This window comes from uncultured Frigoribacterium sp., from assembly GCF_963515265.1.
Taxonomy (GTDB): domain Bacteria; phylum Actinomycetota; class Actinomycetes; order Actinomycetales; family Microbacteriaceae; genus Frigoribacterium.
Window position 1 is genome coordinate 1 of record NZ_CAUPYL010000027.1, and the last position, 21,882, is coordinate 21,882.

General features: G+C 72.5%; 23 protein-coding genes and 2 pseudogenes. 11 read left to right on the forward strand and 14 right to left on the reverse strand.

What is annotated here, in order from left to right:
- From RWM17_RS04620 to RWM17_RS04655, 8 genes and pseudogenes are all read right to left on the reverse strand, one after another.
- Nucleotides 1-409 (reverse strand): annotated as a pseudogene (locus RWM17_RS04620) (hypothetical protein); the annotation flags it as partial.
- A complete protein-coding gene (locus RWM17_RS04625) occupies nt 406-1,095 on the reverse strand; it encodes a hypothetical protein (protein WP_314101790.1) in 690 nt (229 codons plus the stop codon). The gene RWM17_RS04625 and the pseudogene RWM17_RS04620, both read right to left, overlap by 4 nt.
- Nucleotides 1,092-1,706 (reverse strand): hypothetical protein, encoded by a 615-nt coding sequence (locus tag RWM17_RS04630; RefSeq protein ID WP_314101791.1) that lies wholly within the window; start codon nt 1,704-1,706, stop codon nt 1,092-1,094. The genes RWM17_RS04625 and RWM17_RS04630 overlap by 4 nt, the downstream gene beginning before the upstream one ends.
- Nucleotides 1,703-3,181, reverse strand: a complete 1,479-nt coding sequence (locus tag RWM17_RS04635) for a hypothetical protein (RefSeq protein ID WP_314101793.1) — start codon at nt 3,179-3,181, stop codon at nt 1,703-1,705. The genes RWM17_RS04630 and RWM17_RS04635 overlap by 4 nt, the downstream gene beginning before the upstream one ends.
- On the reverse strand, nt 3,181-3,471 hold the full coding sequence (locus tag RWM17_RS04640; RefSeq protein ID WP_314101794.1) for a hypothetical protein: 291 nt from the start codon (nt 3,469-3,471) through the stop codon (nt 3,181-3,183). The genes RWM17_RS04635 and RWM17_RS04640 overlap by 1 nt, the downstream gene beginning before the upstream one ends.
- 108 nt (nt 3,472-3,579) lie before the next feature.
- A complete protein-coding gene (locus RWM17_RS04645) occupies nt 3,580-3,873 on the reverse strand; it encodes a WXG100 family type VII secretion target (RefSeq protein WP_133738336.1) in 294 nt (97 codons plus the stop codon).
- 398 nt (nt 3,874-4,271) lie between these two features.
- Nucleotides 4,272-5,102, reverse strand: a complete 831-nt coding sequence (mshD, locus tag RWM17_RS04650; protein ID WP_314101795.1) for a mycothiol synthase — start codon at nt 5,100-5,102, stop codon at nt 4,272-4,274.
- Entirely contained in the window at nt 5,099-5,779 is a 681-nt protein-coding gene (locus tag RWM17_RS04655) for a winged helix-turn-helix domain-containing protein (protein WP_123547852.1), read from the reverse strand. The genes mshD and RWM17_RS04655 overlap by 4 nt, the downstream gene beginning before the upstream one ends.
- A 120-nt stretch (nt 5,780-5,899) precedes the next feature.
- On the opposite strand from RWM17_RS04655, the gene RWM17_RS04660 reads away from it, so the two are divergent.
- From RWM17_RS04660 to RWM17_RS04675, 4 genes are all read left to right on the forward strand, one after another.
- Complete coding sequence (locus tag RWM17_RS04660) at nt 5,900-6,193, forward strand: hypothetical protein (RefSeq protein WP_314101798.1); 294 nt, start codon at nt 5,900-5,902, stop codon at nt 6,191-6,193.
- Nucleotides 6,194-6,390: 197 nt separating this feature from the next.
- On the forward strand, nt 6,391-7,026 hold the full coding sequence (locus tag RWM17_RS04665) for an FABP family protein (protein WP_123547854.1): 636 nt from the start codon (nt 6,391-6,393) through the stop codon (nt 7,024-7,026).
- Nucleotides 7,019-8,146 (forward strand): glycine cleavage T C-terminal barrel domain-containing protein, encoded by a 1,128-nt coding sequence (locus RWM17_RS04670; protein WP_314101800.1) that lies wholly within the window; start codon nt 7,019-7,021, stop codon nt 8,144-8,146. The genes RWM17_RS04665 and RWM17_RS04670 overlap by 8 nt, the downstream gene beginning before the upstream one ends.
- Before the next feature lie 5 nt (nt 8,147-8,151).
- Nucleotides 8,152-9,216: an FUSC family protein gene (locus RWM17_RS04675; RefSeq protein WP_314101802.1), complete on the forward strand. Its 1,065-nt coding sequence runs from the start codon at nt 8,152-8,154 to the stop codon at nt 9,214-9,216.
- A gap of 11 nt (nt 9,217-9,227) precedes the next feature.
- On the opposite strand, the gene RWM17_RS04680 is transcribed toward RWM17_RS04675, so the two are convergent.
- A complete protein-coding gene (locus RWM17_RS04680) occupies nt 9,228-10,004 on the reverse strand; it encodes a class I SAM-dependent methyltransferase (protein WP_314101804.1) in 777 nt (258 codons plus the stop codon).
- 41 nt (nt 10,005-10,045) lie between these two features.
- Between RWM17_RS04680 and RWM17_RS04685 the strand changes: the two genes are divergently transcribed.
- On the forward strand, nt 10,046-10,789 hold the full coding sequence (locus RWM17_RS04685) for a phosphoglyceromutase (RefSeq protein ID WP_314101806.1): 744 nt from the start codon (nt 10,046-10,048) through the stop codon (nt 10,787-10,789).
- 210 nt (nt 10,790-10,999) lie between these two features.
- Here the strand turns inward: RWM17_RS04685 and RWM17_RS04690 are convergent, their stop codons facing one another.
- Complete coding sequence (locus RWM17_RS04690; RefSeq protein ID WP_314101808.1) at nt 11,000-11,533, reverse strand: ATP-binding protein; 534 nt, start codon at nt 11,531-11,533, stop codon at nt 11,000-11,002.
- 230 nt (nt 11,534-11,763) lie between these two features.
- The gene (gene phoU / locus RWM17_RS04695; RefSeq protein ID WP_123547860.1) at nt 11,764-12,417 is read right to left on the reverse strand and encodes a phosphate signaling complex protein PhoU; all 654 of its coding nucleotides are present in this window, start codon (nt 12,415-12,417) and stop codon (nt 11,764-11,766) included.
- Between the two features lie 193 nt (nt 12,418-12,610).
- Here phoU and RWM17_RS04700 point away from each other — a divergent pair, with 193 nt between their 5' ends.
- The gene (locus RWM17_RS04700) at nt 12,611-13,801 is read left to right on the forward strand and encodes an ATP-binding protein (protein WP_314101811.1); all 1,191 of its coding nucleotides are present in this window, start codon (nt 12,611-12,613) and stop codon (nt 13,799-13,801) included.
- Nucleotides 13,798-14,484 carry a response regulator transcription factor gene (locus tag RWM17_RS04705; RefSeq protein ID WP_314101812.1) on the forward strand — a complete coding sequence of 229 codons (687 nt, stop codon included), beginning with the start codon at nt 13,798-13,800 and terminating at the stop codon, nt 14,482-14,484. The genes RWM17_RS04700 and RWM17_RS04705 overlap by 4 nt, the downstream gene beginning before the upstream one ends.
- A 96-nt stretch (nt 14,485-14,580) precedes the next feature.
- Here the strand turns inward: RWM17_RS04705 and RWM17_RS04710 are convergent, their stop codons facing one another.
- Entirely contained in the window at nt 14,581-15,210 is a 630-nt protein-coding gene (locus RWM17_RS04710; RefSeq protein WP_314101814.1) for a hypothetical protein, read from the reverse strand.
- A gap of 135 nt (nt 15,211-15,345) precedes the next feature.
- Between RWM17_RS04710 and RWM17_RS04715 the strand changes: the two genes are divergently transcribed.
- The 4 genes and pseudogenes from RWM17_RS04715 (at nt 15,346) to rlmB (ending at nt 19,733) form a co-directional block, all read left to right on the forward strand.
- Nucleotides 15,346-15,828, forward strand: a complete 483-nt coding sequence (locus tag RWM17_RS04715) for a CarD family transcriptional regulator (protein ID WP_043597211.1) — start codon at nt 15,346-15,348, stop codon at nt 15,826-15,828.
- Nucleotides 15,818-17,134: pseudogene (gene ispF, locus RWM17_RS04720) on the forward strand (2-C-methyl-D-erythritol 2,4-cyclodiphosphate synthase); the annotation flags it as partial. The gene RWM17_RS04715 and the pseudogene ispF, both read left to right, overlap by 11 nt.
- Before the next feature lie 143 nt (nt 17,135-17,277).
- The gene (gene cysS / locus RWM17_RS04725; protein WP_192040883.1) at nt 17,278-18,696 is read left to right on the forward strand and encodes a cysteine--tRNA ligase; all 1,419 of its coding nucleotides are present in this window, start codon (nt 17,278-17,280) and stop codon (nt 18,694-18,696) included.
- Nucleotides 18,693-19,733, forward strand: a complete 1,041-nt coding sequence (rlmB, locus tag RWM17_RS04730; RefSeq protein WP_314101818.1) for a 23S rRNA (guanosine(2251)-2'-O)-methyltransferase RlmB — start codon at nt 18,693-18,695, stop codon at nt 19,731-19,733. The genes cysS and rlmB overlap by 4 nt, the downstream gene beginning before the upstream one ends.
- Nucleotides 19,734-19,844: 111 nt before the next feature.
- On the opposite strand, the gene RWM17_RS04735 is transcribed toward rlmB, so the two are convergent.
- Both RWM17_RS04735 and RWM17_RS04740 read right to left on the reverse strand, forming a co-directional pair.
- Nucleotides 19,845-21,155, reverse strand: a complete 1,311-nt coding sequence (locus tag RWM17_RS04735) for a DUF4032 domain-containing protein (RefSeq protein ID WP_146903294.1) — start codon at nt 21,153-21,155, stop codon at nt 19,845-19,847.
- 205 nt (nt 21,156-21,360) lie between these two features.
- The coding region (locus tag RWM17_RS04740) for a TOBE domain-containing protein (RefSeq protein WP_314101822.1) at nt 21,361-21,882 on the reverse strand (522 nt) is incomplete at its 5' end.

Genomic DNA, 21,882 nt, shown 5'->3' on the forward strand with positions numbered 1-21,882 from the left:
GCACCAGCTCGACCGGGGCCGACCAGCGGCGGCCGTCGCGGCCGGTGCTCCACGGGGCGGGCGGCGCGACGGTGGGCGTGACGAGGTCGACGTCGATCCGCTCGGCCCCGACGACGACACGGGCGAGCCCGGGGAACACGACGTGCTCGCGCTCGCACGAGGCGAGGAGCACGCGCAGCGCCCGGTCGGCGGCCCAGGTCGCCGAGGGGTCGCCGCGCACGTCGTCGGCCCAGGCGGCGGCCTCGACCTTGACGACCCGGCGCGACGCGACCCAGACCGGGATCGTGAACGCGAGCACCGCGACCGTGAGCAGCACCGCGACCGTGAGGGCCAGGTCGCCGAACGGCTCGAGCATCGGGGGCAGGTCGAGCGCGAGGGCCGTGGCCGTCACCGCGCCGAGGACCGTCACCGTGCCTCCTCGGCCGCGACGACGGCGAGCTCGACCGGGGTCGCGTCCTCGCCCGGCACGTCGGTCCAGCGGAACGTGGTCATGATTGAGTCGAACAGCTCGACGAGGGCGTCGGCGAGGCGCTCGCTCGGCTCGTCCCCGTACACGGCCGACCAGGTCAGCACGACCCACCGCCCCGGCCTGTGCGGCACCGAGATCGTGTAGACGACGCGCCTCGACCAGGTGCGCTCCCACGAGCCCTCGGCCTGGTCGGAGGCGATCGTGACGGCCGTGCGGGCGGCCGCGGCGCCGTCGACGTCGCGCAGGCCGTCGAGCTGTCCGGCGTCGCTCAGCAGGTCGGCGACGATGCGCACCGGCTCGGTCTCGGACTCGTCGTCGACCTCGGCCTCGCTGAGGCTGACCGGCAGGGCGAAGCCGTCGATCGAGGCGGGCAGGTAGACGGCGTTCGCGCCGGCCCGCCCCGCCTCCTCGACCGCGTCGGTGAGGCGACGCCTCAGCTGACGGCGCAGCGGCTCCGCGCTGTCGCGGGGCAGGTCGTCGGGCAGCGCCTCGCGCACGATCCGGTCGACCTCGCGAGCGAGCTCGGCGGTCTGCTCGGCACGGGCCGGCAGCCGGGCCCAGCCGACGGGCAGGGCCAGGGCGAAGGAGGCGGCGGGCGCCGCCGTGGGGGAGGTCGCGGTGGTCATCGGGTCGTCTCCTGCAGGTCGTCGGCCCGGTCGACGAGGCGCACGCGTCCGGCCAGCTCGACGACGGCCGGCGTCTGGAGCGGCACGAGCCCGAGGTCGGTGCTGCGCCACGTGGTGGTCACGTCGAGGCCGTCGCGTCGTGCGGCGGCGGTCACGGTGACCCAGACGCGGCCCTCGAGGTCGAGGTCGAAGCGGGTCACGACGACACCGGGGCCGACGTCGTCGGGCAGCTCGTCGATCAGGGGCGCCTCGAGCGGCGAGCCGCCCCGGGCGCGGCCGAGGTCGAGCAGGTCAGGGGCGTCGTCGCCGGTCAGGCCCGCGTCGACGACCACGGGCAGTGGCCAGGCGCCCGGCACCGAGAAGCCGGCGGCGAGGCGGGAGGTCTCGCCCAGCGTGGCAGCCATCGCGAGCAGGCCGTCGAGAGCGCCGTCGACGTCGAGCACGGGGGGCGTGACGCCGCCGGTGCGGTCCACCTCGTCCGAGAACGCGAAGAGCGCCGCAGCCGCCTCCCGCCAGGGGCCGGACGCCATGTCGGCGGGCGGCACGATCAGCCAGGCGGGCGGGTCGACGTCGACGACGACCGTCGGGCGGGCCGGGGCCGCACCGGTCACAGCTTCTCCGCCTCGGCCTCGGCGACGGAGGGCGTGCCGCCCGGGAAGTTCGCCTTCGCGTCCTCCCAGCCCGTCCAGCGGGCGAGGTCGTCACCGAGGCCGGTGGGGTTCGCGCCGAGGCTGAACGCGGTGCTGCCCCAGCCGAACACCTTCGAGCCGCCCGTGAAGTAGACGAGCTCCTGGACGCGCATCGAGGTGAGGCTGATGCCGCTGGCCTTGGCCTTGGTCGCGATGTCAGCCAGGCCCTTGAGCCCGTCGACCCCGATCAGCTTGTCGAGCGACCAGCCCTTCTCGCCGAACTGGTCGATGATCGCCTTCTTGTCGAACTTCAGGATGTCCCCGGTCCGGCCGACGTTCCACCAGTTCGGCTTGACCTCCCCGAGGTCGGCGGCCTTGAACTGCTTGACCGCCGAGGCCTGGATCTCCTTCATCCGCACCGGGAGGTCCTTCAGGCGCGTCACCGTCGCCTCGACCGTGGCGCGTCCGGCCAGGAGGTCGTCGAAGATCTGCTTGCGCCTGACCGTCTGGTTGGCGGTGAACGCCATGGCCGCGTGGGCGTTCTTGGTGATCTTCGCCGTGTGGGCGGCGCCGCCGGCGATCATCGTGCCCTTGGTGACGTTCGTCGCCTTGGTGATCAGCGCACCTGCTCCGAGCGACAGGATGCCGATGCCGGCCATCAGCACCGTGACCCACGACGCGTCGCCCATGGCCGCCTGCGCGATGGTCGCGGCGAACGCCACGCCGGCGGTCACAGCCGCCATCAGGCTGACGAAGCCGAGCCCCGGGATGATGATCGCGATGATGGCCAGGGCGATCCCGATCCACGTGAGGATCTTGATCAGGATCGCGAGGAACTTCTTGAAGAAGGCGCGGATCTTGTCGCCGAGCGTGTCGTGCAGCCCGTCCTTCCAGGCGCCCCTGATGGTCGAGGAGGCGGCGTGCCCGGCAGCGTCGAGGTCGGCCTGGGCGCGGCGGAGGTGGGCGATCGCGGCGGCGGAGGCGCCCTGGGCCGAGTCGAGCGCGGCGTCCTTGGCACGGCCGGCCCCCTCCTCCTCGCTGGTGAGCGGCGGGGCGTCCTTCGGCCGGTCCGCGCGGGGGTCGGCCATCACGGTGGCCTGCGACATCGAGTCGCGGGCGGCCACCGCCTCCTGCAGGGCCGAGGCCGACTCGGCCAGGCCGTGCTCGAGCTGGGGCAGGTACGACCGCAGCGCGTCGCGGACGGCGTCGTAGCGCCCGGACATCTGCTCGAGCGAGGCGCCGACGGCCTTGCTCTTCTCGCGCACCTTGTCGGCGCCCTGGCCCTTGAAGTGCGTCTCGTCGCCCTCGCCGATGCGCTTGAGGACGTCGGCCTGCTCGTGGATGGTGCGGGCCATGTCGTCGTAGAAGGCCGCGAGCACCTTCACCTGGTCGACGTCGGCGGACATCGGGTCGTCGTTCTCGTGCAGCAGCGACCACTCGCCGGGACGCGCGCCCATCAGACGGTCTCCGTGCTGATGCTCTTGGCCATCTCGCCGTCGGCCTCGTCCCAGGTCTCGCTCATCTCGACGAGCTTGTCGTGCAGCTTCGAGACGTCGTCCTTGATCTTCTGGCGGTGGATCTTCCAGTCACCGGCGAAGTCGCGCATGGCCCGGTTCAGGTCCCTCTGGCCGAAGATGTCGTGGTTCTCGTCCCTGCCCGACATCTGGTTCCCCAGTTCGTCGCGCACGCGGGAGAGGGAGTCGATCGAGGTGCGGAGGGCTTCTCCGTCGACGATGAGATCTGGCATGGGGCGTCCGTTCGTGGGGCAGGCCGAAGGAGGTGGGGCGGTCGAGGTGGGGCAGAGGGGGAACGTCGCGGTCCCGCCCCGCGACGGGGGCGGGACCGCGACGGCGCGCTACTTGAGCGCCTTGGCCAGCTCGGAGTCCGTCTGCTCGAGCGCCTCGGCGGCGCTGTTGAGGTACGAGCTCATGCCCTCGAGGCCCTGGATGGTCTTCGTCGCGCCGTCGTTGAACTCCTGGTACGAGGTGCCGAAGGCGACGGAGGACTGGTCGGTGACGTAGCCGCCGCTGATCAGGCTGTCGACCTGCGCCTTGAGCTCGCGGAGCTTCGACTCGATGTCGGCCTCGCCGTTGGTCAGGCGGGTGGCCGCGTCGCGCATGTCGCCGTAGGTGACGTTCAAGTTGGGCATGGTGCTCCTCGGGGTCGTCTTCGATGTGGTCGCCCGAGCCGTGCTGGTCGGGCGTGATCGGTGGCCCGCCGGGGCGAGCCGAGATCGAAGCTAAGCCGTCGTGGCCCCCGAGCGGGGGCCGGTAACCTGGTGTTAATCTCGACGACCGAACTACCTGGTCCGCCCCTGCGGCCCGTACTCGCGGGCATCGCGCGGGTGACCTGCGGTTCTTGCGCATCGCGCACGAAGTTGCACAGAAATGTGCACGAGATGCAGATCACCCGTTCGTTAACCCCTTCCGGGGTACACGGTGCGCAGCCTCGGAGAGTCGTGGTCCGGGGGACGGGACCCCCGGCGCGAGGCGGCCTGTCCGCCGATCGGGGGACAAGCCCTCGGACCGCGAGGCCGACGCCGGGCCGTCAGCGCCCGAGCGTGTACTGCACGTCGACGGCGTGGTCGACGAACCCGCGTGCCGCGTAGAGCCGCAGCGCGGCCGTGTTGTCGCCCTCGACGTAGAGGGCGGCGGTGTCGACGCCCCGGTCGAGGAGGCGGGCGAGGCCGGCGTCGACCACCGCCCCTCCCAGGTGCTCGCCCTGGTGCTCGGGGCTGACGGCGACGGCGTAGAACTCGCCCGGCTGGTCGGCCTCGAGCTTCAGCCAGCACGAGGCGAGCAGCTCGTCGCCCCGCCACAGCAGCACCAGGTCGCCCGCGTCGAACCAGTCGTCGGCCTTGCGGGCGTCGAGGTCGGCCTGGGTCAGCGAGCCCTGCTCGGGGTGGTCGCCGAAGGCGCGGGCGTTGAGGTCGAGCCAGGCCGCGTCGTCGACGCCGGGCCGGAAGGCGGCGATGCGGTCGCCGTCGCGGAGGCGCGGCGTGCGTCGCTCGACGGGCGCGCGCTGCTGGAGCAGCCGTCGCGTCTCGACCAGGCCGAGCTGTGCGGCGAGGGCGCGGGCGCCGGGGTGGTCGCCGTGCGCCCAGAAGGCGAGCGGGCCCCTCGTCTCGTCGACGACTCGCTGCGCGAGCGCCGAGCCGAGGCCGCGTCGCCGGTGGTCGGGGTGCACCACGAGCTCGACCTCGCCGGGCCGGAGCACTGCGGCCGCGTGCTCGTCGCCGAGCAGTCGTGCCTGACCCGTGCGGACCTCGACGAGCGCCTGGTCGTTGACCGGCGGGCTGCCGTCGACGACCTGGGCCGCCCGCGCCAGCGCCTCGAGGCCCGCAGCGTCGAGCTCGGCCGGATCGAGCTCGGAGGTCATCGGACGACCGCGCCCGGCTCGTCGTCGTACACGTTGAAGCGGTAGCCGACGTTCCGCACCGTGCCGATCAGCGACTCGAGGTCGCCGAGCTTGGCGCGGAGGCGACGGACGTGCACGTCGACCGTGCGCGTGCCGCCGAAGTAGTCGTAGCCCCACACCTCGCTCAGCAGCTGCTCGCGCGTGAAGACGCGGGAGGGGTGCGTGGCGAAGAAGCGGAGCAGCTCGAACTCCTTGAAGGTGAGGTCGAGCGGCCGGCCGTGCACCTTGGCCGAGTAGCTGGCCTCGTCGATCACCACGCCGGACGCGTGGATCTTCGAGCCCGTCTGCGACTGCGCCAGGCGCCCGACCACGAGGCGGATCCGGGCGTCGACCTCGGCGGGGCCCGCGGTCTCGAGGACGACGTCGTCCGCGCCCCACTCGTGGTTGACGGCCGTGAGGCCGCCCTCGGTCAGCACCAGCACGAGCGGCACGGTGACGCCGGTCGTGCGGAGGATCTTGCAGAGCGACTTCGCGCTGGCCAGGTCGACGCGGGCGTCGACGAAGATCAGGTCGCTCGACGGGGCGTTGACGAGCTGGGCAGGCTCGGCCGGGATCTGCCGCGTACGGTGGCTCAGGAGGGCGAGCGCCGGGAGCACGTCGGAGGAGCCGGCAGAGGTCAGGACCAACAGCTGTGCCACACGGACCTCCAGTGAATGTACTGTCGAACAGCCTAGGACAAGCGCGACGACCGCCACGACCAGCTCGACCACCCCGATGCTAGGGCAGGAGGCGCAGGTCACGAACGAGGGACGACCCCAGTGAGCACAGCACCCGACAGCACGCCGAGTCGCCTCGCGCGCCTCAAGCCGGTGACGATCGTCCCCGTCTGGCTCTTCGCCCTGGTGGCCGGCGTCGTCATCGCGGTCACCACCACCGGCGACGAGCACTACACGTGGCTGTCGCTCGCCCTGGGCGGCTCGATCCTCCTCACGTTCGTCCTGCAGCTCGCGACGAGCGAGAAGGACGGTCTGGTCTCGCGCACGATGCTGGCGCTGTGCGGCAGCCTCGTGCTCCTGGCGCTCGCCACGGGGGTCGTGGCGCTGCTGCGCTGACGCAGGTCGTTCGACGCTGCTCGCACCGCGCCTCCTGCGCCTGTCCATCTCGTCGCCCCCCGGGTAGGCTCGGGGCATGGATTCCTTGCTCGCCCTCGAGATCTTCTACATCGGGCTCCTCGGCCTCGCGTCGCTCGCCATCGCGTTCGTCTCCGTCGTCGTGCTGGTCAAGCTGTTCAAGGGACAGCGCTAGACCCGTGATCGACATCCCCACCGACCTGCCGGCCGAGCTCGTCCCGCTGTCGTGGCTGATCGGCGTCTGGGAGGGCACCGGCGTCGTCGACTACAAGATCGGCGACGGCGACCCCGACGCTCCCGTCGACGGCAAGCCGCCCGCCGTGCGCCGCACGCACGAGTTCGGACAGCGCGTCAGCTTCAGCCACGACGGCGCTCCCTGGCTCAACTACAGCTCGTTCTCGTGGGAGCTCGACGACGAGCGCACGCCCCTCGCGAGCGAGACCGGGTTCTGGCGCCTCGAGCGGCCGGCCGAGGTCGGCGACCGCGGCCCCGGCATGCTGCCCGGCCAGGGCGTCGCGCCGTACTCGACCGCGCAGACCGTCGAGATCCTCCGCCGACCCGACGACGGGTTCGGCCTCGAGGTCCAGCTCGTGCACCCGACCGGCGTCAACGAGCTCTACCTCGGCCGCGTCAAGGGGCCCCGCATCGACCTGTCGACCGACGCGGTGCTCCGGTCGAGCAACGCGAAGGAATACTCGGCGGCGACCCGCATGTACGGCCTCGTCGAGAACGACCTGCTCTGGGCCTGGGACGTCGCGGCCCTCGGCCAGGAACTGCGCACGCACGCGTCGGGTCGGCTGGCCCGCGTTGGCTGACGCCGACCAGGTCCCTGCCGTCGTCTCGCCGTTCTCCGGTCGTGAGGGCTTCGTCGACGACGGCACCGGCGTCGCGGCGCACTACGGCACCCCGGTCGCCGAGCAGCGCGCCCTGGCCGGCGGCACCGCGATCGTCGACCTCTCGAGCCGGGGCGTCCTGACCGTCAGCGGCCCCGACCGCCTCACCTGGCTGCACTCGCTCACGAGCCAGAGCCTCACCGGCCTCGCCCCCGGCGACTCGACCGAGACGCTCCTGCTCGACGCCAACGGTCGCCTCGAGCACGCGGCGCGGGTCGTCGACGACGGCGAGACGACCTGGCTGCTCGTCGACCTCCCCGAGGCGGAGCCCCTGCGCGCCTGGCTGGACCGGATGCGCTTCATGCTCCGCGTCGAGGTGGCCGACCGCACCGCGGACGTCGCGACGATCGGCTCGCTCGGGGACGTCGCACTGCCGGTCCCCGTGCTCGCGCCCGCCGGCGTCCCGGTCGTCTGGGTCGACCCGTGGTCCGAGGTCGCCGTCGGCGGCCACTCGTACGCCGACGCCGAGGCCCACCCCGGTCGCGAGTGGACGGCCCGCGAGACGCTCGTCGCGCGGTCCGACCTCGACGCCCTCGCCGCCTCCTCGGTGCCGGCTGCCGGCACGCTCGCGCTCGAGGCCCTGCGCATCGAGGCCTGGCGTCCGCGCCTCACGACCGAGGTCGACGAGCGCAGCATCCCGCACGAGCTCGACTGGATGCGCAGCGCCGTGCACCTCGCCAAGGGCTGCTACCGCGGCCAGGAGACGGTCGCCAAGGTGCACAACATCGGGCACCCGCCGCGGCGCCTCGTGATGCTGCACCTCGACGGCAGCGACTCGGTGCTGCCCGTGCACGGCGACCCGGTCGTGCTCGCCGCCGACACCGCCCGCGAGGTCGGCCACGTCACCTCCTCCGCCGTGCACCACGAGCTCGGCCCGATCGCCCTCGCGCTGGTCAAGCGCACCACCGACGAGGCCGCCCCGCTCGCGGTCCTCTCGGCCGACATCGTCGTCGCCGCCTCCCCGCAGACGATCGTGCCGGCCTCCGCGGGCGCCTCAGCCGGGGTGCCCCGACTGCCGCGCCTGGGGGCCGTCCGCCGCTAGCCGTCGTGGCGCGGCTCGACGTCCGGGCCTCGGCGCGGCGCACGCTCGCGGCCCTGCCCGCGATCGTGCAGATCGTCGTCGCCGTCACCGCGTCGTACTCGATCGCGCACTACGGCCTCGGCCACGCCGTGCCCCTCCTGGCCGTCACCATCACCATCTCGTCGCTGGGCCTCGCACGGGACGCACGGCCGAAGGTCGTGCTCGAGAACGCCGTCGGCATCCTGATCGGCATCGCCCTGAGCGAGGTCATGTTGCTCGCGCTCGGCAAGGGCCTCTGGCAGGTGGCCGTCGTGCTGCTGGTGGTGCTCGCGGTCGCGCGGTTCGCGTCGCCGAGCGCGGGCTTCGCCGCCGCGGCCGCCACCCAGGCGATGCTCGTCATGCTGCTGCCCGACCCCGACGGCGGCCCGTTCGTCCGCAGCATCGACGGCGCCGTCGGGGGCGCCGTGGCGCTGGCCGTCACCGCGATCGTGCCGCGTGACCCGATCCGCCTCGTCCGCCTCGACGCCCGGATGCTCTTCGCCGAGCTCGCCGCCGCCTTCGCAGCGTTGGTCGAGGCGCTCCGCACCGACGACGTCCGCCGGGCCGACGAGGCGCTGCGCCGCCTCCGCTCGACCCAGCCGCTGCTCGACGACTGGGCCTCGACGCTCGAGTCGGCCGTCTCGATCTCCCGGCTGTCCCCGTTCCTCCGCTCGCGCCTCCCGTACCTGCGGCAGCAGCAGGAGCTGCGCCAGGACGTCGACCTGGCCGTGCGCAACCTCCGCGTCATCGCCCGGCGCATCGACACCGCGGTCGGCGACGGGCGGGACCGCCTCGGCCTCGCCGACGTGCTCGAGAGCACCGGTCGGGCGGTGGCCGTGCTGGGCGAGTCGGTCGACGACGTCGAGCGGGTGCCGGTCGCGCGGGACGCCCTCAGCGCGGTGGCGGCCCGGCTCGACCCGGCGGTCGTCGCGCCCGGGTCGCCCGTCACCGAGTCGATGGTCGTGCTGATGATGCGGCCGCTCGTGATCGACCTGCTGATGGCGACCGGGCTCGACCACGCCGAGGCACGGCGGCGGCTCGCGGCCGTCTGACCGCCGTCCCGTCAGTCCCGGGGCGCCACCGCGGCCCAGGGCAGCGTGAGCTCGCCCAGACGCCAGCGGGTGCGGCCGTGCAGCACCGGCCAGCCGCCCGCCCGGAGCCCCTCGACGGTCGCGACCCAGCGCTGCACGGGCCCGTAGACCGACAGCGGCGCCGCGACGGCCCACGCGCGGTCGAGGTCGACGAGCAGGTCGTGCACCCGCTCGCCGGGGACGTTGCGGTGGATCAGCGCCTTCGGCAGCCGCTCGGCCACGATCGAGGGCAGCTCGAGCGAGGCCAGCCGCAGCGAGATCGTGAACGTGCGGGGCCCCTCCTCGTCGACGTCGACCCAGCTCGACACGCGGCCGATCTCGTCGCAGGTCCCCTCGACGAGCACGCCCCCCGCCTGCAGGCGCGACGTCATCAGCGCCCAGGAGGCGGCGACCTGCGACTCGTCGTACTGGCGCAGGACGTTGAACGCCCGGATGACCGCGGGCCGTCTGCCGCCGTCGAGCGGCACCTCGAAGCCGCCGAGCCGGAAGCTGACGCCCGGCCGCGCCGACAGCTGCGCCCGTCGCACGCGCTCCGGCTCGATCTCGATGCCCACGACCTCGACGTCGGGCCGGGCCCGCAGGAGGCGCTGGTGCAGCTCCAGGGGAGTGGTCGCGCTGGCCCCGTACCCCAGGTCGACGACGAGCGGGTCGTCGGCGCGGCGCAGCGCCGGGTGGGCGGCGATCCAGCGGTCGACCCGACGGAGGCGGTTGGTGCCGGTGGTGCCGCGGGTGACGGATCCGACGGGCATGGGCCAAGTCTCGCACCGGGGCGCAGCGATACGCTGGAGGCATGACTTCGACGCTCATCCTCCTGCGACACGGCAACAGCGAATGGAACGCCAAGAACCTCTTCACGGGATGGGTCGACGTGCGGCTCACCGAGCAGGGTCGCGCCGAGGCCAGGCGCGCCGGCGAGCTGCTGCGCGAGCACGACCTGCTGCCCGACATCCTCTACACGTCGCGTCTGACCCGCGCCATCCAGACGGCCGACATCGCGCTGGAGGAGGCCGACCGCCTCTGGATCGACGTGAAGCGCTCCTGGCGTCTCAACGAGCGCCACTACGGCGCCCTGCAGGGCAAGGACAAGGCCCAGACCCTCGAGCAGTACGGCCCCGAGCAGTTCCAGACCTGGCGCCGCTCGTTCGACGTGCCGCCGCCCCCGCTCGACGACGACAGCGAGTTCTCGCAGGCCCACGACAAGCGGTACGCCGAGCTCGGCATCGACGCGCCGCGCGCCGAGTCGCTCGCCCTCGTCATCGAGCGGATGATCCCGTACTGGGAGACCGACATCACCCAGAGCCTCGCGGCCGGCGACGTCACGCTCGTGGTCGCGCACGGCAACTCGCTGCGCGCGCTCGTGAAGCACCTCGACGGCATCGGCGACGACGAGATCTCCGAGCTGAACATCCCGACGGGCATCCCGCTCGTCTACGAGCTCGACGACGACTTCCGCCCCACGGGCCCGGCTCGCTACCTCGACCCCGAGGCCGCCGCCGCCGGGGCCGCGGCCGTCGCGAACCAGGGCAAGAAGTAACCGCAGCCACGAGAACCGCGCCCCGCAGCCCGTGTCCCGGGCCGCGGGGCGCGTCTCTGTCCGCGCAGGATCCCTTCGCCAGTTCGGCGGGTTCCCGTCGCCCGCGGCGGGTCAGCGCCGACCCGCCGCGAGCGACAGGGACCCGCCTGACGCGACAGGAACCCGCCGAACGCCACAGGGACCCGCCGAACGCAACGGGGACCCGCCGACTCAGACGAACTGCTCGCTGATCTTCATCACGAGGTCGTCGACGTCGACGGGCGTGCTCGTGTCGACCCGCAGCACGGGCCACTCGTCCAGCGGCGCGGCAGCCTCGGCCCACTCGGCCCACGATGCGCGGGTGGACTCGACGGTGCCGTGCGCGGGGTGGCGACCGCCGGCGGCGAGCCGGTCGACGACGCGCTGCAGGGCCACGTCGGGGTCGACGTCGCACCACACCTCGAGCGTGCGCGGCGACCCTGCCCGTGACACCCCGGCCCGGGCGGGCTCGAGGTCGCGCGGCCGGTGCCAGAACGAGTCGACGACCACGCCCGCCTCGACCTCGGCCGCCATCGCCCAGACCGTGTCCATCGCGATGGAGCCGAGCGCCTGCGGGTCGATCATCGGCCCGGCCAGGTCGGCCAGCGCCTCCTTGACCGGGTCCTTCGCCAGGAGGGGGCAGCCCAGCACCCCGGCGAGCGTGGCCGAGAGGGTGGTCTTGCCCGAGCCGGGAAGACCGTTGACGAGGATCGCGACGGAAGCCATGTCCACCATCCTCTCGCGCAATTCAGGAGGTGCCGGCCGGCACATCCTGAAGCGTGCACGGTTCAGGACTCTCGGCACCTGAGCTGCGCGACTCAGGACCGATCTTCCTGAACGGAGTGAGAAGAAAGGAGGCGCGGCGTCCGACGAGCGGACACCGCGCCTCCTGCGCGTGACGGCACGGCGGCCGCCGGGCCGATCAGGCCGCCGGGCCGGTCAGGCCACAGGGCCGATCAGGCCTCGGGGGCGACCCAGTCGCCGGTGGCCAGGTACTGGACCTTCTTGGCGATCGACACGGCGTGGTCGGCGAAGCGCTCGTGGTAGCGCGACGCGAGGGTCGAGTCGACGGTGTCGACGGCGGCGCCCTTCCAGGTCTCGCCGAGCACCTTGTCGAAGACGCTCAGGTGCAGCTCGTCGATGCGGTCGTCGTCGTTGCGGATCTCCTCCGCGAGGCGGACGTCCTCGGTCGTGAGCAGCTCAGTCAGCTTGTGCGCGATCGCGACGTCGAGCTCGCCGAGCTCCTTGAAGGTGGGGCGCAGCGACTTCGGCACGACCTTCTCGGGGAACCGGTAGCGCGCCAGCTGGGCGATGTGCTCGGACATGTCGCCCATGCGCTCGAGCGACGAGCTGATCCGCAGCGCGCTCACGACGATGCGCAGGTCGCGGGCGACCGGGTTCTGGCGGGCGAGGATGTCGATCGCGAGCTCGTCGAGCGCGATGGCCCGCTGGTCGATCTGGTCGTCGTCGGCGATGACCTTCTCGGCCAGGGTGACGTTCGACTCGTTGAAGGCGGTGGTGGCGTTGTCGATCGAGATGGCGACGAGGCCTGCGATCTCGACGAGGCGCTCCTGCACCTCTTGCAGCTCCTGCTGGAATACCTCGCGCATGTGGTGATGGGACCTCTCGTGGTGTCGGGGCGGGTGTGCGCCCGTGCCGCAGACGACGTCGCCCGCACATTCCAGACGACTCTCTCGGGTGGAGGTTAACGACTGGTGCCCAGCGACTGAACAGTCACCAAAGTACAGCGGATGGGCAGGGGGCGGTCGATCCGGCCCCCGGCTGTTCACTAAAGTCGACCGCATGGACTCCGCCTGGCTGGTGCCGGCGTCGCTGCTCTTCGGCGCCGTCGTGGGTGCGGCGATCGTGCTCGTCGTCGTGGCGGCGCAGCACCGTGCCGCACGCGTCGCGGCCCTGGTCGACAGCACCCTGCCCGACGGCATCGACGCGGTGCTCGACGCCCTCGAGTCGGCCGGCATGGTGGTCGACCCGTCCGGCAACGTCCTCAAGGCCTCCGCGGCGGCGCTGCAGCTCGGGCTCGTGTCGGCGCAGCACCACCTCGTCCACCCCGAGATGGAGGCGATGGTCGGCCGCGTGCGCCACGAGGGCGAGCCGCAGGAGGCGCAGCTCACCCTCGCGCGCCTCCCCGGTTCCGAGGCCACCATCCAGCTCGGCGTCCGGGCGGCGGCCCTGGGCGGCCGCTACGTGCTCGTGCTCGCCGAGGACCACACCGAGGGCCGACGTCTCGACGACATGCGCCGCGACTTCGTGGCCAACATCAGCCACGAGCTCAAGACCCCGATCGGTGCCGTCGGCCTGCTCGCCGAGGCGCTCGACGCCGCCTCGGCCGATCCCGACCGGGTGCGCCACTTCGCGGGCCGCCTCACGCAGGAGGCCGACCGGCTCGGGCGCCTGACGCAGGACATCATCGAGCTGTCGCGCCTGCAGGCCGTCGACGCCCTCGGGGCGTCGCAGACCATCGACCTGCGGTCGGTGGTCGACACCGCCGTCGACCGCAACCGCGTCGTCGCCGAGGCGCGGTCCGTCGAGCTCATCGTGCGCGGGGGCAAGAGCGCGAAGGTCCTCGGCGACGAGGCCATGCTCGTCACGGCCGTCGACAACCTGGTCGCGAACGCCATCGCGTACTCGCCGGACGGCTCGCGGGTGGGCATCGGCCTCGCCTCGGGCGGCGACGGCTCGGTCGAGGTCGCCGTCACCGACCAGGGCTTCGGCATCCCCGAGGAGGAACTGGAGCGCGTCTTCGAGCGCTTCTACCGCGTCGACCCCGCACGGTCCCGCCGCACCGGCGGCACCGGCCTCGGCCTCGCCATCGTCAAGCACGTGGTGCAGAACCACGGCGGCGACGTGCGCGTCTGGTCCCAGGTCGGCAGCGGGTCGACCTTCACCGTCCGTCTGCCCCAGGTCGAGACCCGTCCTGAGACCCGCAGCGTCCCCATCCCGGTCACCACACGAGGAGCCACCGATACCCGATGACCACCCACATCCTGATCGTCGAGGACGAAGAGTCGCTCAGCGAGCCCCTGGCGTTCATCCTCGAGCGCGAGGGCTACCGCGTCACCGTGGCCGACGACGGCCCAGCGGCCCTGGCCGCCTTCGACAAGACCGGTGCCGACCTCGTGCTGCTCGACCTCATGCTCCCCGGCATCCCGGGGACCGAGGTCTGCCGGGTGCTGCGCTCGAAGTCGCAGGTGCCCATCGTCATGCTCACCGCGAAGGACAGCGAGGTGGACATCGTCGTCGGGCTCGAGCTGGGCGCCGACGACTACGTCACGAAGCCGTACTCGACGCGGGAGCTGCTCGCCCGCATCCGCGCCGTGCTGCGCCGCCGGGTCGACGACGACGACGACCTCGCCGACGGCGTGCTCGAGGCAGGCGAGATCCGGATGGACGTCGAGCGACACGTCGTCACGGTCCGCGGCGAGGACGTCGCGATGCCCCTCAAGGAGTTCGAGCTGCTCGAGCTGCTTATGCGCAACGCCGGCCGGGTGCTGACCCGCGGGCAGCTGATCGACCGCGTGTGGGGCTCCGACTACTTCGGCGACACGAAGACCCTCGACGTGCACATCAAGCGCATCCGCTCGAAGATCGAGCCGGTGCCGTCCGAGCCGAAGGCGCTCGTGACGGTGCGCGGGCTCGGGTACCGCATCGAGGCGTAGCGCCCCGTCGCCGCGACGACACGTGGTGCGGCGACACGAGAGAGGCCCGGCCCCCGCGTCAGCGGGGCCGGGCCTCTCTCGTGGGCGCAGCCGGGGCTAGCGGTCGGCGGTGGCCGACGGGCTGGGCTCCGCCTCCTGGACGTCGCTCTCGGGAAGCGGGGTGGACGTCTCGCCGGGCTCGACCGCCTCGTCGCCGGGCGTCGGGGTGGGCAGCAGCGTCGCGTACTCGGGCAGGGCGCCGGTCAGGACGGGCACCTGGAGCATCTTGCCCGTCTCGGTGCCGTACTGGACGAACACCGGCAGCAGCTGCCCCGGGGTGACGTCGAGGTCGGCCATGACGAACTGGTCGACGTCGGTGCTCGTGCCGCGGTCGACCTGCGAGCGGGCGTCGACCTCGACGGTCTGCGTCTCGTCGCCGGACTCGGTCTCGTACTGGAACGACACCTCGACCGCGTCGTCGCTCTCGTTGATGACGGTCATCACGAGGCTGGCCTCGGCGCCGTCGTCGGTCAGGGCGATCGCGTTGCGGACCTTGACGTCGCCGACGGTGATGCTCGTGCCGTCGCTCGCGTCGTAGATCTTGGTGGTGCGCTGGGGGCTGATGAAGTTGCAGCCCGCGACCAGGGTCACGACGGCCAGGGCGGTCGCGGTGACGGCGGCCCCGCGGGAGAAGCGTCGCGCACGGGCGACCGTCGAGTTCGTCTCGAGCACAGGTCCGACTCGCACGGGTGACCTCCAGGTTCCAGTTCACGGCAAGGGTTCTCGTCTAGCCTAGGCGATGCCGTGCACCCCGGCTTCTCAGGCATGCCTGGCCGAGGGGTGCGCATGTTATCCTGGGTGCCGCAGAACGGAGCCTGATTCATGCAGTTCGAGGTCGGAGAGACCGTCGTCTACCCCCATCACGGGGCCGCGACCATATCTGAAGTCAAGAAGCGGATCATCAAGGGCGAAGAGAAGCTGTACCTCAAGCTTCGCGTCACCCAGGGTGATCTGACCATCGAAGTACCCGCGGACAACGTCGACCTGGTCGGCGTCCGCGACGTGATCGGCAAAGAAGGGCTCGACCGCGTCTTCGACGTGCTCCGCGCCCCCTTCACCGAAGAGCCCACCAACTGGTCCCGCCGCTACAAGGCGAACCTCGAGAAGCTCGCGTCCGGCGACGTCATCAAGGTGTCCGAGGTCGTCCGCGACCTCTGGCGCCGCGACCAGGACCGCGGGCTGTCCGCCGGCGAGAAGCGCATGCTCGCCAAGGCTCGCCAGATCCTGATCAGCGAGCTCGCGCTCGCCGAGAAGACGGACGAAGAGAAGGCGTCGAGCGTCCTCGACGAGGTTCTTGCCTCCTAGCACCACCGACGACCGCGCGGTCGGCGCCCCCGGGGTCTCACCCCTCGGCGGCACCGTCCGCGCGGTCGTCGTCGTAGCGGCGGGCAGCGGCACCCGCCTCGCCCAGGGCCGCCCCAAGGCCTTCGTCGAGGTCGCGGGCCGCAGCATCCTCGAGCGCTCGCTCGAGGCCGTCTTCGCCTCGTCCGTCCCGACGCACGTCGTCGTCGTCGTGCCCGCCGCGCTCGTCGACGAGGCGACCGTCCTCGTGCGCGGCGTCGCCGGTGTCGCCGCGGACCACGTGTCCGTCGTCGTCGGCGGCGACAGCCGCCAGACGTCGGTCGCGGCAGGCCTCGCCGCCGTCGGCCCCGGCGTGCGCACGGTGCTCGTGCACGACTGCGCACGACCCTTCACCCCCGCGAGCCAGTTCGACCTCGTCGCCGAGACCGTGGAGGCCACGGGGCACGGCGTCGTGCCCGGGCTGCCGGTCACCGACACGATCAAGAAGGTCTCCGCCGGAGGCGCGGGTCGGGTCGTCGGCACCGTCGACCGTTCCGAGCTGGTCGCCGTCCAGACCCCGCAGGGGTTCCCTCGTGCCGAGCTCGACGCCGCCTACGCGTCCGCCGCCGTGGTCGGCGCCGCGACGGCCCTCGAGGCCGAGGCCGCCGACGACGAGGCTCCCGTCGTCGAGTTCACCGACGACGCGGCGCTCTTCGCCGCGGCCGGCCACGAGGTCGTCGTCGTCGCGGGCGACCCCGCCGCGTTCAAGATCACCACGAGCTGGGACCTGCGCCGGGCCGAGACGCTGGTCGCGGAGCGCGCCGGCGGACCCGGCGGATCCTCCGTCGCGGACGGCGTCCGTGCAGCCGCGGACAGGCTCCGCACCGGCCTCGGCGTCGACGTGCACGCCTTCGACACGGACGAGCCGCTGCACCTCGGCCTCCTGCACTTCCCCGGCGAGGCGGGCCTCGCCGGCCACAGCGACGGCGACGCCGTCGCGCACGCCGTGGTGGACGCCCTGCTCTCCGCCGCGGGCCTCGGCGACATCGGCTCGGTCTTCGGCACGTCCGATCCGCGCTTCGCCGGGGCGAGCGGCGAGGTGTTCCTCACCGCGGCGCTCGAGCGTCTGACGCACGCGGGCTTCGACGTGGTGAACGTCGCGGTCCAGGTCATCGGCAACCGTCCGCGGATCGGCGGCCGCCGCCTCGAGATGGAGGCGCGCCTCATCGAGGTCGTCGGCGCGCCCGTCAGCGTCTCCGCGACCACCACCGACGGGCTCGGCTTCACGGGCCGCGGCGAGGGCGTGACCGCGATCGCGACCGCGCTGGTGTCGGTGGTCGAGCCTCGGGAGCGGACCGCGCCTCCTCGGGGCACCTCGACGACGGGCACCGGCGACCACCGAGACAAGCCCGAGCAGACCGACCAGCCCGACCGGCCAGACCAGACCGACACCACCGAAACGGACCGATCCGCGTGACCATCCGCCTCTACGACTCTCGCGAGCAGGCGCTCGTCGATTTCGTCCCCCTCGTCCCCGGCAAGGTCGGGCTGTACGTCTGCGGGCCGACGGTCCAGTCGTCGCCGCACATCGGCCACCTCCGCAGCGCCCTCGTCTACGACCTGTGGCGCCGGTGGTTCACCTACCGCGGGCTCGACGTGACGCTCGTGCGCAACGTCACCGACGTCGACGACAAGATCCTCGCCCTGTCGAGCGGCACCGACGAGGAATGGTGGGCGCGCGCGTACCGCTACGAGCTCGAGTTCACCGCCGGGTACCAGGCGCTGGGCGTGCTCGCGCCGACCTACGAGCCGCGCGCGACCGCGAGCGTCACCGAGATGCAGCAGCTCGTCACGACGCTGATCGAGAAGGGCCACGCCTACGTCGCGCCCGACGACTCGGGCGACGTGTACTTCGACACGGCCAGCTGGCCGACCTACGGCGCCCTGACGAACCAGGGCCTCGACGACATGGCGCCGGCCGCCGACGCCGATCCCCGCGGCAAGCGCGACCCGCGCGACTTCGCCCTGTGGAAGGGCGCGAAGGCCGACGAGCCCGCGTCCGCCGCGTGGTCGTCGCCGTGGGGCGACGGACGCCCCGGCTGGCACATCGAGTGCTCGGCCATGTCGCGCCGGTACCTCGGCACCGCCTTCGACATCCACGGCGGCGGTCTCGACCTGCGGTTCCCGCACCACGAGAACGAGCTGGCGCAGTCGACGGCCGCGGGCGACGCCTTCGCGTCCCACTGGCTGCACAACGGCCTCGTCGCGGTCGACGGCCAGAAGATGTCGAAGTCGCTCGGCAACTCGATCTTCGCGAGCGAGTTCCTCGCCGCGGCGCGTCCGGTCGTCGTCCGTTGGTTCCTCAGCTCCGCGCACTACCGCTCGACCATCGACTACCACGACGGCGCGCTGCTCGAGGCCGAGGCGGCCCTCGACCGGATCGAGACGTTCCTCTCCCGTGCCGGCCGCCGCCTCGCCGGCACCCGCTTCGCCGGCGTCGGTGCACGCGTCGTCCCCGACGACTTCGCCGAGGCGATGGACGACGACCTCAACGTGCCGCAGGCGCTGGCGGTGCTGCACGACGCCGTGCGCACCGGCAACTCCGCGCTCGACGACGGGGACCTCGACGCGGCAGCCCGCGAGTGGCAGCACGTGCAGGCCATGGTCGCCGTCCTCGGCGTCGACCCGCTCGCACCCGAGTGGCGCGGAGCCGACGAGGGCGACGCGCACCGCGCGCTCGGTACCATCGTCGAGACCCTCCTCGCACAGCGTCAGCAAGCCAGGGCCGCGCGCGACTTCGCGCAGGCCGACCGCGTACGCGAGATGCTGGCGTCCGCCGGCATCACCATCGAAGACACCCCCAGCGGGTCGCATTGGAGCCTCGAACAGTGAAGAACACCAGCGGAGCGAACAAGGGGCGGCCGAGCAGCAGCGCCGTCCGCAAGGGCAGCAAGGGCAAGCAGGTCGGCAGCGGCGGCCAGGGGCGCCAGGCGCTCGAGGGCAAGAAGCCCACGCCCGCGGCAGAGGACCGCCCGTACCACCCCGCCGGCAAGGCGAAGGCGGCGCGCGAGCGCCTCGACGCCGCCCGTGGCCGCGCCGGCAACGGCCCGCGCGCCGGGTCGGCCGTGGCTGGCCGGGGCGGGCAGGAGGCGCCCCGTCGTCGCCCGAAGACGGCGGACGACAGCGAGATGGTCACCGGCCGCAACTCCGTGCTCGAGGCGCTGCGCACGCGCATCCCCGCCTCGACTCTCTACATCGCCGCGCGCATCGAGATGGACGACCGCACCAAGGAGATCCTCACGCTGGCGACCCGTCGCGGGCTGCCCGTGCTCGAGGTCATGCGCCCTGAGCTCGACCGCCTGACCGGACCCGACTCGGTGCACCAGGGCGTGGCGCTCAAGGTGCCGCCGTACCAGTACGCGCACCCGATCGACCTGCTCGAGGCCTCGGTCAAGCGCCAGCAGACCCCGCTCTTCGTGGCGCTCGACGGCATCACCGACCCTCGCAACCTCGGCGCGATCATCCGCTCCGTGGGCGCGTTCGGCGGCCAGGGCGTCATCATCCCGCAGCGTCGCTCGGTCGGCCTCACCGCCTCGGCCTGGAAGACCTCGGCCGGTGCCGCCGCCCGCGTCCCCGTCGCGATGGCGGCGAACCTCACGCAGACGCTCAAGTCGTTCAAAGAGCAAGGAGTCTTCGTGCTCGGCCTCGACGGCGGCGGCGACGTGATGCTGCCCGGCCTCGAGCTCGCCGACCGCCCGCTCGTCGTCGTCGTCGGCAGCGAGGGCAAGGGCCTCTCGCGCATCGTCGCCGAGACCTGCGACGCGGTGGTGTCGATCCCGATCACGGCGGCCGTCGAGTCGCTCAACGCCGGCATGGCCGCGAGCGTGACGCTCTACGAGATCTCGAAGCTGCGCGCCGAGCGCAAGTAGCGCCTCCTCGGCGTCGCCTGCGGAACGGGAACACCCCGGAATAGACGAAGCACCCCGTCGTCGCGGGGTGTTCCGTCCACCCCGGGGTGCCCGGCTGTCCGGCCGGCCTCGTCAGACCTTCGCGCGCCAGTCCTCGAGCTCGTCGTCCTCGGCCTCGTCGTCGTCCCCGTCGAGGTCGGCGTCGGGCAGCCGGATCGACTCGGTGGCGGGGGCGATGACGGTCCGCTCGTCGCGGCGGTGGCGCAGCACGTCGTTGATGTACGAGGTCAGCGCCTCGGCGATCGGCACGTCGCGGCCCTCCTGCTGCGACTGGTACCAGCGGTGCTCCAGCAGCTGGTGGAACACCTCGGCGGGCTCGAGCCGGCCGCGCATCTCGCGCGGGATCGACCGCACGACGGGCTCGAAGACGCGGGCGGCCCACTCGTGGGCCACCATCTCCTCGTCGGCGTCGATCTGGCCGGTGCGCAGGCGGTAGGCGTCGAGGTCGTTCAGCAGGCGGCGAGCCTGGTTCTCCTCGACGTCGAGTCCCGTGAGGCGCAGCAGGCGCCGCGAGTGGTGCCCGGCGTCGACGACCTTGGGCTGGATGCGCACCTGCGTGCCGCCCTCCGTGGTCTTGATCGCCAGCTCCTCGATGTCGAAGCCGAGGTCGTTGAGCCGCTCGACGCGGTCGTTGATGCGCCAGCGCTCCGAGCTGTCGAAGGTCTCGCTGCCGGTGAGCTCCGTCCACAGGCTGCGGTACTTGGCGACGATGCCGTTGCTCACGTCGACGGCGTCGAGGTTGTCGTCGAGGCGGCCGCCGGCCTCGAGGTCGAGCAGCTCGCCGGCGATGTTGACGCGGGCGACCTCGAGGTCGTTCTCGCGCTGTCCGTTCGACAGGCCGCCCGGGTAGAGCTTGCCGGTCTCGGCGTCGACGAGGTACGCCGCGAAGGCCCCGGCGTCGCGACGGAAGAGCGTGTTCGAGAGCGACACGTCGCCCCAGTAGAAGCCGATCACGTGCAGGCGCACGAGCAGCAGGGCGAGCGCATCGACGAGGCGCGTCGCCGTCTCGGGCCGCAGCGTCTGCGAGTAGAGCGCCCGGTAGGGCAGCGAGAACTTGAGGTGCCGGGTCACGAGCACGGGGTTCAGCAGGCTGCCGTCGACGTCGTGCCGGTTCGTGATGACGGCGAGCGGGTCGACGCAGGGGATGTCCATCCGCTGCAGGGTGCGGAGCATCTCGTACTCGCCGCGGGCCATCTCGCCCGAGGTCTCCTTGATCGCGATGACGTAGCCGCTGAGGTGCGCGAAGCGGACGAGGTGCCGCGAGATGCCCTTCGGCAGGGTCGCGATCGCGTCGTCGGGCCACTCGTCGAGGGGCAGCGCCCAGGGCAGGTCGAGGAGGGCAGGGTCGGCCGTGGCGGACGTGATGTTGAGGGAGTCGCTCATGGTCGCTTTCAGGGAGTGGCGGGACCGGGGGAGTGCGGGCGAGGGGACCCGGCGGCAGGTCGGGAGCCGGACGCACGGGTGGGGCCAGTGTCGCAGGAGGTGCGGGCCGAGTCACGCAGGACCGGCGGCCGCGGACAGCCGAACGGCCCGCCGAGGCGTGCGGAGCGCTGCTCCGGACGGTCTCGACGGGCCGATCAGGGTGTCGCTAGGCGCTGACGACGGCCTTGTCGCCGAGGCGCTCGCCGGACTCGGTGTCGAAGACGTGCACGTGGTGCGCCTGGGGCGTGATGTGGATGGTCTCGCCCAGCTTGGGGTGGTTGCGACCGTCGACGCGCACGACGATGTCGACGCGCTGGCCGCTCACCTCGGTGTGGCCGTAGAGGTAGCCGTCGGCACCCAGTTCTTCGACGACGTCGACGGTGACCGCGAGGCCCTCGCCGGCGGTGTTGACGACGACGTCCTCGGGGCGGACGCCGATGGTGACGCTCGTGCCGTTGGCCTGGCCGACGGTGTCGCGGTCGACGGCGGTGACCGCGGTGCCGAACTGGATGCCGCCGGCGACGACGTCGGCGGGCAGCAGGTTCATCGCGGGGGAGCCGATGAAGCCGGCGACGAAGACGTTCTGCGGCTTCTCGTACAGGTCGCGGGGGGTGCCGACCTGCTGGAGGACGCCGTCCTTGAGGACCGCGATGCGGTCGCCCATGGTCAGGGCCTCGGTCTGGTCGTG